The organism is Streptomyces tuirus, assembly GCF_014701095.1.
Classification (GTDB): Bacteria; Actinomycetota; Actinomycetes; order Streptomycetales; family Streptomycetaceae; genus Streptomyces; species Streptomyces tuirus.
In genome coordinates this window covers 1,160,363-1,173,243 of the sequence record NZ_AP023439.1, presented here as the reverse complement: position 1 = coordinate 1,173,243, position 12,881 = coordinate 1,160,363, and the positions used below count along the sequence as shown (strand labels likewise).

Below are 12,881 nucleotides of genomic sequence, written 5' to 3'. Positions count from 1 at the left end.
CGGCGCATGACGAGCACCTTCCCCAACATCTCCATCAGCACGGAGCGGTTGGTGCTGCGTCCCCTCGACGAAGACGACGTCGCCTCCCTGGCCGCCATGATGAACGACGAACAGGTGGCGGCCTGGACCTCCGTCCCCCAGCCCTTCACCGAGGACGGCGCCCGCGACTGGATCACCGAGTACGCCCCCACCGAACGCACCGAGGGACGCGGACTCGACTTCGCGGTCACCGAGTTCCTCACCCAGCGCCTGGTCGGTGTCATCCAGCTCTCCAGGACCAACTGGCACGTACGCTCGACCGAACTGTCGTACATCATCGCCCCCTGGGCCCGCGGCGAGGGCTACGCCTCCGAGGCCGCCCTCGTCACCGCCCGGTGGCTCTTCACGGACCAGAAGTTCGAGCGCATCGAACTGCGCACGGCGGCCGACAACACCGCCTCCCAGCAGGTCGCCCAGAAGATCGGCTGCATCAGCGAGGGCGTACTGCGCAACGCCTGCATAGCCCGGGCCCGTGCCGAGGACGGCACATGGACCGACGTACGTACCGACTTCATCGTCTGGAGCCTGCTCCCCGAGGACCTGGAAGGCGTCGGCGAGCAGCTCCGCGACGGCTTCACGTCCTTCGGCGACTGGAACTGACCGGAACCACCCCGGAGGACGACGGTGACGACGACACCGAAACTCCCTCCGGCACCTCCACCGGGTACCCTCACGGAGCCCGCCACCGGGCTGCTCCTCACCACGCCACGCAGACGACCTGCGAAAACCCCTGGAGACTGACGACGATGGCCGACCGGGTCACGGTGATCGGCTGGGACGGTTCGCCGTTGACCGCGGCGGCGAGCGCCGCCCTGGGCGCCGCCACGCTCGTGGCCGGTGCCGCCCACCACCTGGTGCTCCCCGAGGTACCCGCCCGGGCCGAGCGCATCCGCCTCGGCAGCGTGGCCCTGGCCGCCCGCCGCATCGCCGCCCACCGCGGCACGGCCGTCGTGCTCGCCGACGGCGACCCCGGCTTCTTCGGCGTCGTACGCACCCTGCGCGCCCCCGAGTTCGGCCTGGAGGTGGAGGTCGTCCCCGCCGTCTCCTCGGTCGCCGCGGCCTTCGCCCGCGCCGGCATGCCCTGGGACGACGCACAGGTGGTCGTCGCACACCCCCGCACCCTGCGCCGCGCGGTGAATGTATGCCGCGCCCACACCAAGGTCGCCGTCCTCACCTCGCCGGGCGCCGGCCCCGCGGAACTCGGCCTGCTCCTCGAAGGAGTCCACCGCTCCTTCGTCGTCTGCGAGGAACTCGGCACCGTCCGCGAACGCGTCTCCGTCGTCACCTCCGACAAGGCCGCCGACCACACCTGGCGCGACCCCAACGTCGTCATCGTCCTCGGCGGCCCGGCCGGGCCCGGCACCGCGGGGGAGACCGGGGGCTGGATCTCCGGCCGCGACCCGTCCACCGGGCCGCGCGGCTGGACCCTGCCCGCCGACGCGTACGGCGCGGACCTCGGCGAGGGCGAGACCCAGCTGCTGCGCGCCTCCCAACTCGCCCACCTCGGGCCCCGCGTCGGCGACCTGGTGTGGGACATCGGCTGCGGCAGCGGCGCGTTCGCCATCGAGGCCGCCCGCGCCGGTGCCGCCGTCCTCGCCGTCGACAGCGACCTGCCCGCCTGCGCCCGCACCGACGCCGCCGCCCGCCGTCTCGGCGTCCAACTCCAGATCGTCCACGGCACCGCCCCGCACATCCTGGAGAACCTCCCCGAACCGGACGTCGTCCGGGTCGGCGGCGGGGGAGCGGCCGTCGTCTCGGCGGTCGCCGACCGCCGCCCGCAGCGCATCGTCACGCACGCCGCGACCCGCGATGCCGCCGAACTCATCGGCCGCGACCTGACCGAGCACGGCTACGGCGTCGAGTGCGCCCTGCTGCAGTCCGTCGAACTCGACACCCGGGCCTGGGCGGAGAAGGAGCGGAGCGTCGCGTTCCTGCTCAGCGGCGTGCTGCCGCGGCGCGGCGCCTGATCCCGCCACCGTCCCCGTGATCGGGTTGTCGTACTGCGCGCGGTAGGCTGGCCGATCGCTGCACCGCACAAGGACGCCCGGCGCTTCGTCGGTCAATGTCCGGAAAACCCGCCCGTTTTGGGCTGTGTGTGGTACGGCAGAACCGGAGGACGCGCAACGTGGCGCAGTCCACAGCGAAACCGTCGCGGATCAAGCTGCCGTGAGGGTGCTACGGCCGCAACAATGCCAGTGAATGGCTTTGTCGCCTTTTCCGGGCGGACCGTTCGTGCCGCTGGGGACGCCCGCTCGTTCTTCACTGCGGGGCGGTCGGTGCGCCGTTCCGGGCGAGCAGGTCGTAGGAGCACTAACCGATGGGCGAGGGGTACGCATGACGGACACCGGCCAGGTCCCGGGCGAGGGACTGCCGGAGAGCGCAGGCATGGTGGAGCAGCCGGGCACCTCCGCGCCCGATGCGTACACCTACCTCTCCGAGACCACCGCCGAGACCGAGACCGAGGACGAAGACCTGCTGCTGCCGGGCGCCCAGGGTGCCTGGGGCAACGAGGTCCCGCCGCCCGCGCCGGAGCCGGTCCTGGAAGCCGTGCACCAGCCGGGTCCGCACGAGATCTCCGGGCGCGACAGCGGCTCGGTCGACCTCAGCGCGGTCCGTCTGCCCGACCCGCCGCCGATCCCGCCGGTCACCCCGCGCCGGCCCCTGCACCTCGGCCCGCCGCTGCCCGACAGCTCCGCCAGCCCGGTCCGCTCCCTCGCGGACCGCGGTCCCGCGGACGCGCCCGTTCGCCAGCCGGTGCCCGCCCCGTCGGGCCCCGAGTACCTCGACGGCCCTCGCGCCCCCGAGGTGGCGGCCTCGCCGCCCGCCGCGCCGTGGGGCGCACCGGGCGCACCGGTCATGAACCCGGCGCCGGTGAGCGCCGGGGTGGCGACTGCCGAAACGGTTGTTCCGGCAACGGAACCGATGGGCACGGCCCAGGCGGTCGCGACCGGCGTTACGGCGGAGGGGGCGACGGCTGTGGCGGCGGATGGGGCGACGGCTGTGACGGCGGAGACCAGGCACACCACCCCGCCGACGCCGGCACCGGCACCGGCCGAGGCGGAGCAGGCCGCTCCCGCCGAGCAGCCCGCGAGCGAGCCGTCGGTCACCCCCGAGGCCGGTCAGGCCCCCGTGGGCGGTCAGGCCCCCGTGGGCGGAGGCCAGCTGCCTGTGGCCGAGGCCGGTCAGCCCCCGGCGGGGCACCTCGCTGGTGCGGGCGTCGGCCCCGAGGGAGCCCAAGTCGCCGTCACGGAGCAGGTCATGTCCGCGCAGGTCGACCCCGGGGAGCCGGGCGTGGACGGGTTGGCGGGCCAGGTGGCCGCCGCCCAGGCCGGTCCTGCAGCTGCCGTTGACCTCGCGACCGCGGTCGAGGCCCAGGTGGCCGAGGCCGGGCATGCGGCTCCCGAGCAGGGCGTGGCCGTAGCGGGCGACCCCGCCGGGGCCGTCGCCGCCCCGGAGGCCGTTGCGCAGCCGGCTCCGGCTCCCGAGCCGGTCGTGGCCGAACACGTTCCGGACTTCTCCGCCGAACAAGTCCCGGACGCCGTAGCGGAACAGGCCCCGGCGCTCGCTCCCGAGCAGGCCGCGGCATCGGCCCCTGCCCCCGATGAGCTCCAGGCCCCTGAGGCGGCCCCTGCGCCCGATGCGGTCCAGGCCCCAGAAGCCGCCCCGTTCCCCGAGACAGTCGTTGCCCCGGAACCGGCAGCCGTGGTGCCGCCCGAGGCCCCCGGTGCACAGGCTCCCTCCCAGGTTCCTGCCGCTTCCGTTCAGGGTGCCGACACTCCCGCTCAGGTTCCTGACGCCGCGGCCCAGGCGCCCGAGGCGACAGCCCCGCAGACTGGCGTCGCTCCCGCTCCCGAGGCCACCGCACCGGAGCCGGCCCCCGCCGCCGAAGAGGCCGCGCCCCACCCGCAACCCCAGCCGTCGGCGGCAACTGACGCCGCGCCAGTCGCGCAGGAGCCCGAGCCGATGGTTCCGCAACCCACCACATCCGGCCCTGAAACCCCCGGCCAGCCCGCTGTCACCCCGGCCGCCGAAGCCGTCGCCAACACCGAGCCGACCCCGGCGCCCGAGGCCGTCGCTACTCCGGCCGCCCCGGAGCCGGTGGTCCCGGAGCCGGCCGCCCCCGAGCCGGTGGCCCAGGCCGCCGCCGTACCCGCCGACGCACCCGCGCCCGCTGCCACCGCGCAGGCACCGGAAGCACCGGGGGCACCCCAAGCACCGGGGGCACCCCAAGCACCCGGGACACCGGAAGCACCCCACGCACCGGAAACACCCCCCGCGCCCCAAGCACCCGAGACCTCCGAGGCGCCGGCCCCTTCCCCGGCCCCCGAGCCCGTCACACCCACCCCCACCCCCACCCCCACCCCCGCTCCCGAAGCCGAGGCCGCAGCCGAAGCCGTCGAGCCCGACCAGACCCCGGACACCCCGGCACCCGCCGAGGACGTCACCGTCGTACTCCCCACCCCGGCCGCGGACGAGCAGCCCGAGCAGCACATGCAGGGCCCCCAGCAGTCCCAGCCGGCGGCGCCCGAGACGCTGGAGCCCCCCGCCCCCGCGGTCACCGTCCCGGCACCCCGCGACGGCGACGCCGAACTCGCTCAGAACGCCGACGACCTGGACACCCGGGCCGCCGAGCAGGAAGATCTGGCCGACCAGGAACGCCGAGAAGAGAGTGCGGCCGCAGTGGCAGAAGCCCGACAGTCCACCGGCCCCGCGGCCCCCGGCTACGACCCCGCCGAGCGCGAGGCCGTCCTGAAGGTCATGCGCGAACGCCGCGACATCCGCAACGGCTTCCGCAGCGACCCGATCCCGCACGAGGTGCTGCTGCGCGTCCTGGAGGCCGCCCACCACGCCCCGTCCGTCGGCCACTCGCAGCCCTGGGACTTCGTCGTCATCCGCTCCGCCGACACCCGGCGCGCGATGCACGAACTGGCCATGCGCCAGCGCGACGCCTACGCCAAGTCCCTCCCCAAGGGCCGGGCCAAGCAGTTCAAGGAACTGAAGATCGAGGCCATCCTCGACACGCCGGTGAACATCGTCGTCACCGCCGACCCCACCCGTGGCGGCCGCCACACCCTCGGCCGCCACACCCAGCCCCAGATGGCCCCCTACTCGGCCGCCCTGGCCGTGGAGAACCTCTGGCTAGCCGCCCGCGCCGAAGGCCTCGGCGTCGGCTGGGTCAGCTTCTTCGACGAGCGCGAGATGGTCCGCGCCCTCGGCCTGCCCGAGCACCTGGAGACCATCGCCTACCTGTGCGTCGGCTACGTCGACGAATTCCCGGACGAGCCCGAGCTGTTGCAGGCCGGCTGGTCCAAGCGCCGCCCGCTGTCCTGGGTCGTGCACGAAGAGACATACGGCCGCCGTGCCCTGCCCGGAGAGGAACCCCACGACCTGCTCGCCGAGACCGTCGCGCAGATCCGCCCGCTGGACGCCAAGGCGCTCGGCGAGGCGTGGGAGCGCCAGAAGCGAATGACCAAGCCGGCCGGTGCGCTGGGCATGCTGGAGATCATCTCCGCGCAGCTGTCCGGCCTGTCCCGCCAGTGCCCGCCGCCCATCCCGGAGCCCGCGGCCGTGGCGATCTTCGCGGGCGACCACGGTGTGCACGGCCAGGGCGTCACCCCCTGGCCGCAGGAGGTCACGGCCCAGATGGTGGCCAACTTCCTCGGCGGCGGTGCCGTGTGCAACGCCTTCGCCACCCAGGTCGGTGCCGAGGTGTGCATCGTGGACGTCGGTGTCGCCGCCGACCTGCCGGCCACCCCGGGTCTGCTGCCCCGCAAGATCCGTGCCGGCACGTCCGACATGACGACCGGCCCCGCGATGACCCGCGAGGAGGCCAGGCAGGCCATCGAGGTCGGCATCGAGACCGCCCGCGACCTGGTCGCCGCCGGCAACAAGGCCCTGCTGACCGGTGAGATGGGCATCGCGAACACCACCGCGTCCGCCGCCCTGATCTCCGTCTTCACGGGCGCGGACCCGGCCGAGGTCACCGGCCGGGGCACCGGCATCAACGACGAGACCCTCGCCCGCAAGACCGAGGTCGTGCGCCGCGCCCTGGAGCTCCACCAGCCGGACCCGGCCGATCCGATCGGCGTGCTCGCCGCGATCGGCGGCTTCGAGCACGCCGCCATCGTCGGCCTCCTCCTCGGCGGCGCCTCCCTGCGTACGCCGGTGATCCTGGACGGCGTCAGTGCCGGCGCCGCCGCCCTGGTCGCCCGGGCGATCGCCCCTGAGGTGCTGGCCGCTTGTATCGCGGGCCACCGCAGCGCCGAGCCGGGCCATGTCGCCGCCCTCAACAAGCTGGGCCTGCGCCCCCTGGTGGACCTCGACCTCCGCCTCGGCGAGGGCACCGGCGCCCTGCTCGCCCTCCCGCTGGTCCAGAGCACGGCCAGGGCGATGCACGAAGTGGCGACGTTCGACTCCGCAGGAGTGACGGAGAAGTAGGGCTGCCGTCGTCGACGTGGCTCGGGCCGGGGCGGGCGTTCCGCAGGCCGGGACGCCCGCCCCCGGACCACCCGCCGTCGGCACGGCCGGGGTGCTGAGCCCCCGGAGCATCCGCCGTCGGCACGGCCGGGGTGCTGAGCCCCCGTACCATGCGCCGTCGGCACGGCCGGGTGCCCAGCCCCCGGACCACCCGCCGACGGGCGGCCCCGGTGCCCAGCCACTGGACCACCCGAGCCGCTCTTCCGCCCGCGCATTAAAATCCGCACGTCAGGGCACTGAACACCGCCGCAACAGGAGCCGCACCCTCATGGCCGAACACCCCGCCTACCCCGTAGGCCTCCGCCTCACCGGCCGTCGCGTGGTCGTCCTCGGCGGCGGCCAGGTCGCCCAGCGCCGCCTCCCGGCACTGATCGCGGCGGGCGCGGACGTCCTCCTCGTGTCGCCCGAGGCCACCCCCTCGGTCGAGGCCATGGCGGACGCCGGCGAGATCGCCTGGCAGCGGCGCCCGTACGCGCAGGGCGACCTCGCGGACGCCTGGTACGCCCTCATCGCCACCAGCGACCCCGAGACCAACACCGCCGCCTCGGCCGAGGCCGAGCGGCACCGCGTCTGGTGCGTCCGCTCCGACGACGCCGACCGGGCGACGGCGTGGACCCCGGCCACCGGCCACAGCGAGGGCGTCACGGTCGCCGTCCTCACCACCGACGCCAAGGGGCGCGACCCCCGCCACACCGCCGCCATCCGCGACGCGGTCGTCGAGGGCCTGCGCGACGGCACGCTCGTCGCCCCGCACCACCGCACCCGCACACCCGGCGTCGCCCTGGTCGGCGGCGGCCCCGGCGACCCGGACCTGATCACCGTGCGCGGCCGCCGTCTGCTCGCCGAGGCCGACGTGGTCATCGCGGACCGCCTCGGCCCGCGTGACCTGCTCGCCGAACTCCCGTCGCACGTCGAGGTGATCGACGCGGCGAAGATCCCCTACGGCCGGTTCATGGCCCAGGAGGCCATCAACAACGCGCTGATCGAGCACGCCAAGCAGGGCAAGTCGGTCGTCCGGCTGAAGGGCGGCGACCCGTACGTCTTCGGCCGCGGCATGGAGGAGCTCCAGGCCCTCGCCGAGGCCGGCATCCCCTGCACGGTCGTCCCCGGGATCTCCAGCTCGATCTCGGTCCCGGGCGCGGCCGGCATCCCCGTCACCCATCGTGGCGTCGCCCACGAGTTCACCGTGGTCAGCGGGCATGTCGCGCCCGACGACGAGCGCTCCCTGGTGGACTGGCCGTCCCTGGCCCGGCTCACCGGCACCCTCGTGATCCTCATGGGCGTCGACAAGATCGGGAAGATCGCCGAGACGCTCGTCGCCCACGGAAAGCCGGCCGACACCCCCGTCGCTCTCGTCCAGGAGGGCACGACCGCCGCTCAGCGCCGCGTCGACGCCACGCTCGCCACGGTCGCGCAGACCGTGCGGACCGAGGACGTTAAGCCCCCGGCGGTCATCGTCATCGGCGACGTCGTCAAAGTCGGCCCCGAGGCCCCCGCACCCCGCAAGTAACCCCGGGTAACACAACCGTACCGAGCCGTTGGCACCACACCCAGGACAAGGCAGTATCACCCTGTGGCCGATCTCATCACCGTCGAGGACCCCGACGACCCGCGTCTGCGCGACTACACCGGCCTGACCGACGTGGAGCTGCGCCGCAAGCGCGAACCCGCCGAGGGCCTGTTCATAGCCGAGGGCGAGAAGGTCATCCGAAGGGCCAAGGAAACCGGCTACGAGATGCGGTCCATGCTGCTCTCGGCCAAGTGGGTCGACGTCATGCGCGACGTCATCGACGAACTCCCCGCCCCGGTCTACGCCGTCAGCCCGGAGCTCGCCGAGCAGGTCACCGGCTACCACGTGCACCGCGGCGCGCTCGCGTCCATGCAGCGCAAACCCCTGCCCACGGCAGCCGGCCTGCTGCGGACCGCCCGCCGCGTCGTCGTCATGGAGTCGGTCAACGACCACACCAACATCGGCGCGATCTTCCGCTCGGCCGCCGCCCTCGGCATGGACGCCGTCCTGCTCTCCCCGGACTGCGCCGACCCCCTCTACCGCCGCAGCGTGAAGGTCTCCATGGGCGCGGTCTTCTCCGTCCCGTACGCCCGGCTGGACACCTGGCCCAAGGGCCTGGAGTCGGTCCGCGAGGCGGGCTTCACCCTGCTCGCCCTCACTCCCGACGAGAAGGCCCGGCCCCTCGACGAGGCCGCCCCGCACGCCATGGACCGCGTGGCCCTGATGCTCGGCGCCGAGGGCGACGGCCTGTCCACCCAGGCCCTGGTCGCCGCCGACGAGTGGGTCCGCATCCCCATGTCCCACGGCGTCGACTCCCTCAACGTGGGCGCGGCGGCCGCCGTGGCCTTCTACGCCGTGGCCACCGGCCGGCCCCAGGTCTGAGGACGTCACGTGGAGCAGCGCCAGGCCGTCGTCGCCGTGCTCCTGCGCGGCGACCGCCTCCTCGCCGTCCGGCGCGGACCGGGGGTCGCCCGCCCCGGCTACTGGCAGCCGCTCAGCGGCAAGGTCGAGCCGGGCGAGACCCAGGAGCAGGCGGTCGTCCGGGAGGTGCGCGAGGAGGCCGGCCTCACCGTCGTACCGGAGGCGAAGGTCTGGGAGTCGGAGACCGACGACCTGCGCTTCCGCCTCCACTGGTGGATCGCGCGCGCCGACACGGGTGAGGTGGTCCCCGACCCGCGCGAGGTCGCCGAGGCCCGCTGGGTCACTCCGCGGGAGTTCCTGGCCCTGGACCCGGTCTTCGACGGGGACCGGGAGTTCTTCGAGCGGATCCTGCCGGAGCTCTGACGCCGCGCCGGACAGCGGCCGTCGTCTCCCGGCCGGCGGCCCCGGCTAGAAGCCCCGCGGGTGATCGTCCTGCTGGACGCGCTCCCGCAGCACCCCGCCGCTGTCACCGCCGAGTCCCCGCGCCGGGCCCTGGCAGCCCTGCACCAGGGCGATGCCCACCGCCACCAGCAGCGTCACCACGACGAACACGAACAGCCGTTGCCGCAGCAACCGCGGATTGGCGGGCCGCAGTTTCGTCCCCGTGTTCCTGGGCGCCGGGCGCCCGGTGCCGCTGTGCGGGGCGGGGCGGCTGCCGCTGCCCGACCGCGTGCCGTTGCGGCCGGTGGGCGTCGGCCGTGACCCGGACCGCGACGAGGTGCCGCCCCGCGAGGCGCCCGCCCCGCGCCCCGGAGTCCTGCCGCGGTTGCCGCCTCCGGTCGCCCGGGCCCCGCCGCGCCCACCCGTCCCGCTCTGGGAGGGCGGACCGTCCGGCGACGGATGGCCGTCCCGGGACGGGGCGGAACCCCGCGGCGGGGGAGTGCCCCGGCTCCGCTGCGCCCCGGAGACCCCGCCGCCCTGCTGCCCCTGCGGACGCCGGGTGCGCTCGGGGTAGGTGTCGACGGGCCGGTCGCCCTCGGCGCCGCGTGGCGCGGGCGGCCGGACGCCGGCGAGGTCCTGCGACTCCCGGGCCGCGATCTCCTTGAGCCGCAGCGACAGTTGCAGCGTGCTCGGCCGCTCCTCGGGGTCCTTCGCCAGACACGCACGCACGAGCGGGGCCAGCGCGTCGGGCACGCCGTGCAGCTGCGGCTCCTCGTGCACCACGCGGTACAGCATCACCTCGGAACTGCCGTGCCCGAAGGGCGAGTCGCCCATCGAGGAGTACGCGAGGGTGGCACCGAGCGAGAACACGTCCGTGGCCGGGGTGACCGCGGCCCCGCGCACCTGCTCCGGCGCGAGGAAGCCGGGCGAGCCGACCGCCGTACCGACATGGGTGAGCGTCGAGGCGCCGGTGGCCCAGGCGATGCCGAAGTCGATGATCCGCGGCCCCTTCGGGGACAGCAGGATGTTGGACGGCTTCAGGTCCCGGTGCACCACCCCGGCCTCGTGCACCGCGACCAGGCCCTCGGACAAGGCGGCGCCCACGGCCGCGACATCGGCCGCGCCGAGCGGTCCCTCGGCCGCGACCTTGTCGTGCAGGGACGGGCCCGGCACGTACTGGGTGGCGAACCAGGGCCGGTCCGCGTCGAGGTCGGCGGCCACCAGCCGCGCCGTGCAGCCGCCGCGGATCCGCCGGGCTGCCGAGACCTCACGGGCAAAGCGGGAGCGGAACTCCTGATCCTCCGCCAGGTCGGGACGGATGACCTTGAGCGCGACCCGCTGCCCCTTCTTGTCGGAGCCCAGGTAGACCACGCCCATCCCGCCCGCGCCGAGCCGTCTGTGAAGCTTGAACGAGCCGACGACGCGCGGGTCCTCGCGCCTCAGGCGCATCATCGCCATGTTCATCCCCGCTGCCCGGTCCTGTGACGAGCCACAGCTTACGTTTCCACGGCCGCCCGCGCGCAGAGGCCGCGCCCTCTCGGCGTGATGGATTGTCAGTGGTGGGTGGGAGACTTGAAAGGTGGTCAGGGAGGGCGCGAAGAGGCGGACTTCGCGCTGCAGGGGATCCCAACCACCCGTCGCAGAAGGGGGATTGGTCCTGTGAAGGGTGATCGCGTGGAGATAGTCGTGGACGCGGGGGACACGACGCGCACCTACGAGGTGGTGGCGAGCAGAGCGGGCCGCAGGGTGGAGACGGCGGTACGCCGAGGTGTCGTGGAAGTGAGCGAAGTCACCCGAAGCGGGACGGTCGTGCGTACCGCCCGCTTCATGGCGAATCGGGTGCTGGCGCTGGTGGAACAGCCGGTTCCGCGGGAGGAGAGCCCGGACAAAGAGGGATGATCAGGGTCGCCCCGTCGGGGAAGACCCTGAGACCCGCGTCCCCGTCTCCACCCAGGGGAGTACACCGCAGGTGGCGGCTCATCCTCCGGGAGGCCCGGCAATCGGTACGAGGGCATGACGCCGGGGCAGGGCCGGACGCCTAGATTTGAGGTCAAGCGGCGGGTGACAGCACTCGTCCCCCGAGGTCAGACGCCCGCCGCTGCAAACGACAACCGATAACGGGCAGGAGAGGGACCATGGCCCAGACGGCTCCGCGGACGCTGCTCCGCGAAGAGGGACGCAAGGTGTACGCCGCCGCGTTCCGCCGCCGCCAGGGCCGTCGCCACCCGGTGGTGGCGACGCTGATGGCCCTTCCCCTCGCGGTCCTGCTCCTCCTCGTCTTCGACGGGTGGGAGACAGTGGCCACACAGGCGTCGTCCGTGGGAGAGATGCTGGGGCGCTGAGCGGCGACCCCCAGGCCCGGAAGAGCGGTCCGGGCGGGGACATCACACCCATGAAACCCCGTGGGGACGGGGGTGCGGCGGACGGCACAAATGCCGGCGCAGCTGGGGAGCTGCGCCGGCATTGTTTTTGTCCCGCAAGCGCCGAGCATCCGGAACGAACCGTTCCGCATGGCCGGGTCCCTGACTGCACGTACTCTCGGCCGGTGACCTCCGCCCCCGGCCCGCTCATAGCCGACCTCACCGCCAAGGCCCGAGCCACCGCCCACGCACGCTCCTCTCCCTGCCCCTGCGGCGCGACCACGCTCGGCGACCGCCCCGACGGCCTGGTGGTGCGGCACGCGGACACCGTCGCGAAGGCCCACGCCCCGGGCACCGACCCGGCCGAACTGACCGGCCGCCTCACCCTCGCCACCCACCACCCCGACATCCTCCTGCCCCCACTGGACCAGGCCCCGGCCGACCTGCACGGCCGCCTCACGACGTTCTGGCCGTACGGCACCCCCGTCGATCCCGACGACCCGGACGCCGCCCCCTGGGAAGCGGCCGCCACGCTCCTCGCCCGCCTGCACCGCACCCCGGCCCCCGTGGACCTGCCCGCCATGCGCGGCCCCGTCAAAGCGGCTCAGGCCATCGGCCGGCTCCGCGAGGCCGGTCCGCACCCCGCGGCCGCCCCCGTCCTGCGCGCCTGGGCCACCCTCCCGCCCTGGGCCCGCGCCGAAGCCCCGATGCCCGACGGCGGCACGCTCTGCCACGGCGACCTCCATCTGGGACAGCTCGTCCGTCACCCCGCCCCCGACGGCCCCTGGCTGCTGATAGACGTGGACGACCTCGGCGTCGGCGTCCCCGCCTGGGACCTCGCCCGCCCGGCCGCCTGGTACGCCTGCGGCCTGCTCCCGCCCGACGAATGGACCCGGTTCCTCACCGCCTACCGGGAGGCCGGCGGCCCCGCCGTCCCCGCCGACGGCGACCCGTGGCCGGCCCTCGACATCCCCGCCCGCGCCCTCACCGCACAGACCGCCGCCCGGGCCGTCACCAAGGCACTCGCGGCCGGCCGCCCGCTGGACGAGGTGGAGCAGTCGGTCGTGGACGCCTGTGACCGAATGGCTACCGTCCCGCCGGAGTTGGGGCGGGACCACGCGAAGTAGGGTGCAACCGACCACAGCGGGACGGAGTCTGTCCTGGCGAGATGTGAAGCAGGACCCACCGGCGAG

Annotated in this window: 9 protein-coding genes and 1 pseudogene; 9 read left to right on the top strand and 1 reads right to left on the bottom strand. The window is 74.4% G+C overall.

Going from position 1 to position 12,881, the window contains the following annotated elements; translation table 11 throughout:
- Positions 1–6: 6 nt before the first annotated feature.
- The 6 genes from IGS69_RS05505 (at position 7) to IGS69_RS05480 (ending at position 9,310) form a co-directional block, all read left to right on the top strand.
- Positions 7–639 (top strand): GNAT family N-acetyltransferase, encoded by a 633-nt coding sequence (locus IGS69_RS05505; RefSeq protein ID WP_190897437.1) that lies wholly within the window; start codon positions 7–9, stop codon positions 637–639.
- A gap of 146 nt (positions 640–785) precedes the next feature.
- Positions 786–2,006 carry a precorrin-6y C5,15-methyltransferase (decarboxylating) subunit CbiE gene (cbiE, locus tag IGS69_RS05500; protein ID WP_190897436.1) on the top strand — a complete coding sequence of 407 codons (1,221 nt, stop codon included), beginning with the start codon at positions 786–788 and terminating at the stop codon, positions 2,004–2,006.
- 367 nt (positions 2,007–2,373) lie between these two features.
- Entirely contained in the window at positions 2,374–6,477 is a 4,104-nt protein-coding gene (gene cobT, locus IGS69_RS05495; protein WP_190897435.1) for a nicotinate-nucleotide--dimethylbenzimidazole phosphoribosyltransferase, read from the top strand.
- A gap of 307 nt (positions 6,478–6,784) precedes the next feature.
- The gene (gene cobA / locus IGS69_RS05490) at positions 6,785–8,026 is read left to right on the top strand and encodes a uroporphyrinogen-III C-methyltransferase (protein ID WP_190897434.1); all 1,242 of its coding nucleotides are present in this window, start codon (positions 6,785–6,787) and stop codon (positions 8,024–8,026) included.
- Between the two features lie 63 nt (positions 8,027–8,089).
- A complete protein-coding gene (locus IGS69_RS05485) occupies positions 8,090–8,908 on the top strand; it encodes a TrmH family RNA methyltransferase (protein ID WP_190897433.1) in 819 nt (272 codons plus the stop codon).
- A gap of 9 nt (positions 8,909–8,917) precedes the next feature.
- A complete protein-coding gene (locus IGS69_RS05480) occupies positions 8,918–9,310 on the top strand; it encodes an NUDIX domain-containing protein (protein ID WP_190897432.1) in 393 nt (130 codons plus the stop codon).
- Between the two features lie 45 nt (positions 9,311–9,355).
- Here IGS69_RS05480 and IGS69_RS05475 read toward each other — a convergent pair whose 3' ends face one another.
- Positions 9,356–10,792, bottom strand: coding sequence for a serine/threonine-protein kinase (locus IGS69_RS05475; RefSeq protein ID WP_190897431.1), 1,437 nt, complete (start codon positions 10,790–10,792; stop codon positions 9,356–9,358).
- Between the two features lie 195 nt (positions 10,793–10,987).
- Between IGS69_RS05475 and IGS69_RS05470 the strand changes: the two are divergent.
- The 3 genes and pseudogenes from IGS69_RS05470 to IGS69_RS05460 all read left to right on the top strand — a co-directional run.
- Positions 10,988–11,261: pseudogene (locus IGS69_RS05470) on the top strand (hypothetical protein); the annotation flags it as partial.
- Positions 11,262–11,463: 202 nt separating this feature from the next.
- Positions 11,464–11,670, top strand: a complete 207-nt coding sequence (locus IGS69_RS05465; protein ID WP_030842984.1) for a hypothetical protein — start codon at positions 11,464–11,466, stop codon at positions 11,668–11,670.
- Positions 11,671–11,873: 203 nt separating this feature from the next.
- Positions 11,874–12,815 (top strand): phosphotransferase family protein, encoded by a 942-nt coding sequence (locus tag IGS69_RS05460; protein WP_232543438.1) that lies wholly within the window; start codon positions 11,874–11,876, stop codon positions 12,813–12,815.
- The last annotated feature ends 66 nt before the right edge of the window (positions 12,816–12,881 follow it).

What these genes read in the sequence shown, in the direction of transcription:
- cobT (WP_190897435.1), top strand. Translation starts at nt 2,374, where the DNA reads ATGACGGACACCGGCCAGGTCCCGGGCGAGGGACTGCCGGAGAGCGCA.
- cobA (WP_190897434.1), top strand. Translation starts at nt 6,785, where the DNA reads ATGGCCGAACACCCCGCCTACCCCGTAGGCCTCCGCCTCACCGGCCGT.
- IGS69_RS05475 (WP_190897431.1), bottom strand. Translation starts at nt 10,792, where the DNA reads ATGAACATGGCGATGATGCGCCTGAGGCGCGAGGACCCGCGCGTCGTC.
- IGS69_RS05465 (WP_030842984.1), top strand. Translation starts at nt 11,464, where the DNA reads ATGGCCCAGACGGCTCCGCGGACGCTGCTCCGCGAAGAGGGACGCAAG.
- cbiE (WP_190897436.1), top strand. Translation starts at nt 786, where the DNA reads ATGGCCGACCGGGTCACGGTGATCGGCTGGGACGGTTCGCCGTTGACC.
- IGS69_RS05505 (WP_190897437.1), top strand. Translation starts at nt 7, where the DNA reads ATGACGAGCACCTTCCCCAACATCTCCATCAGCACGGAGCGGTTGGTG.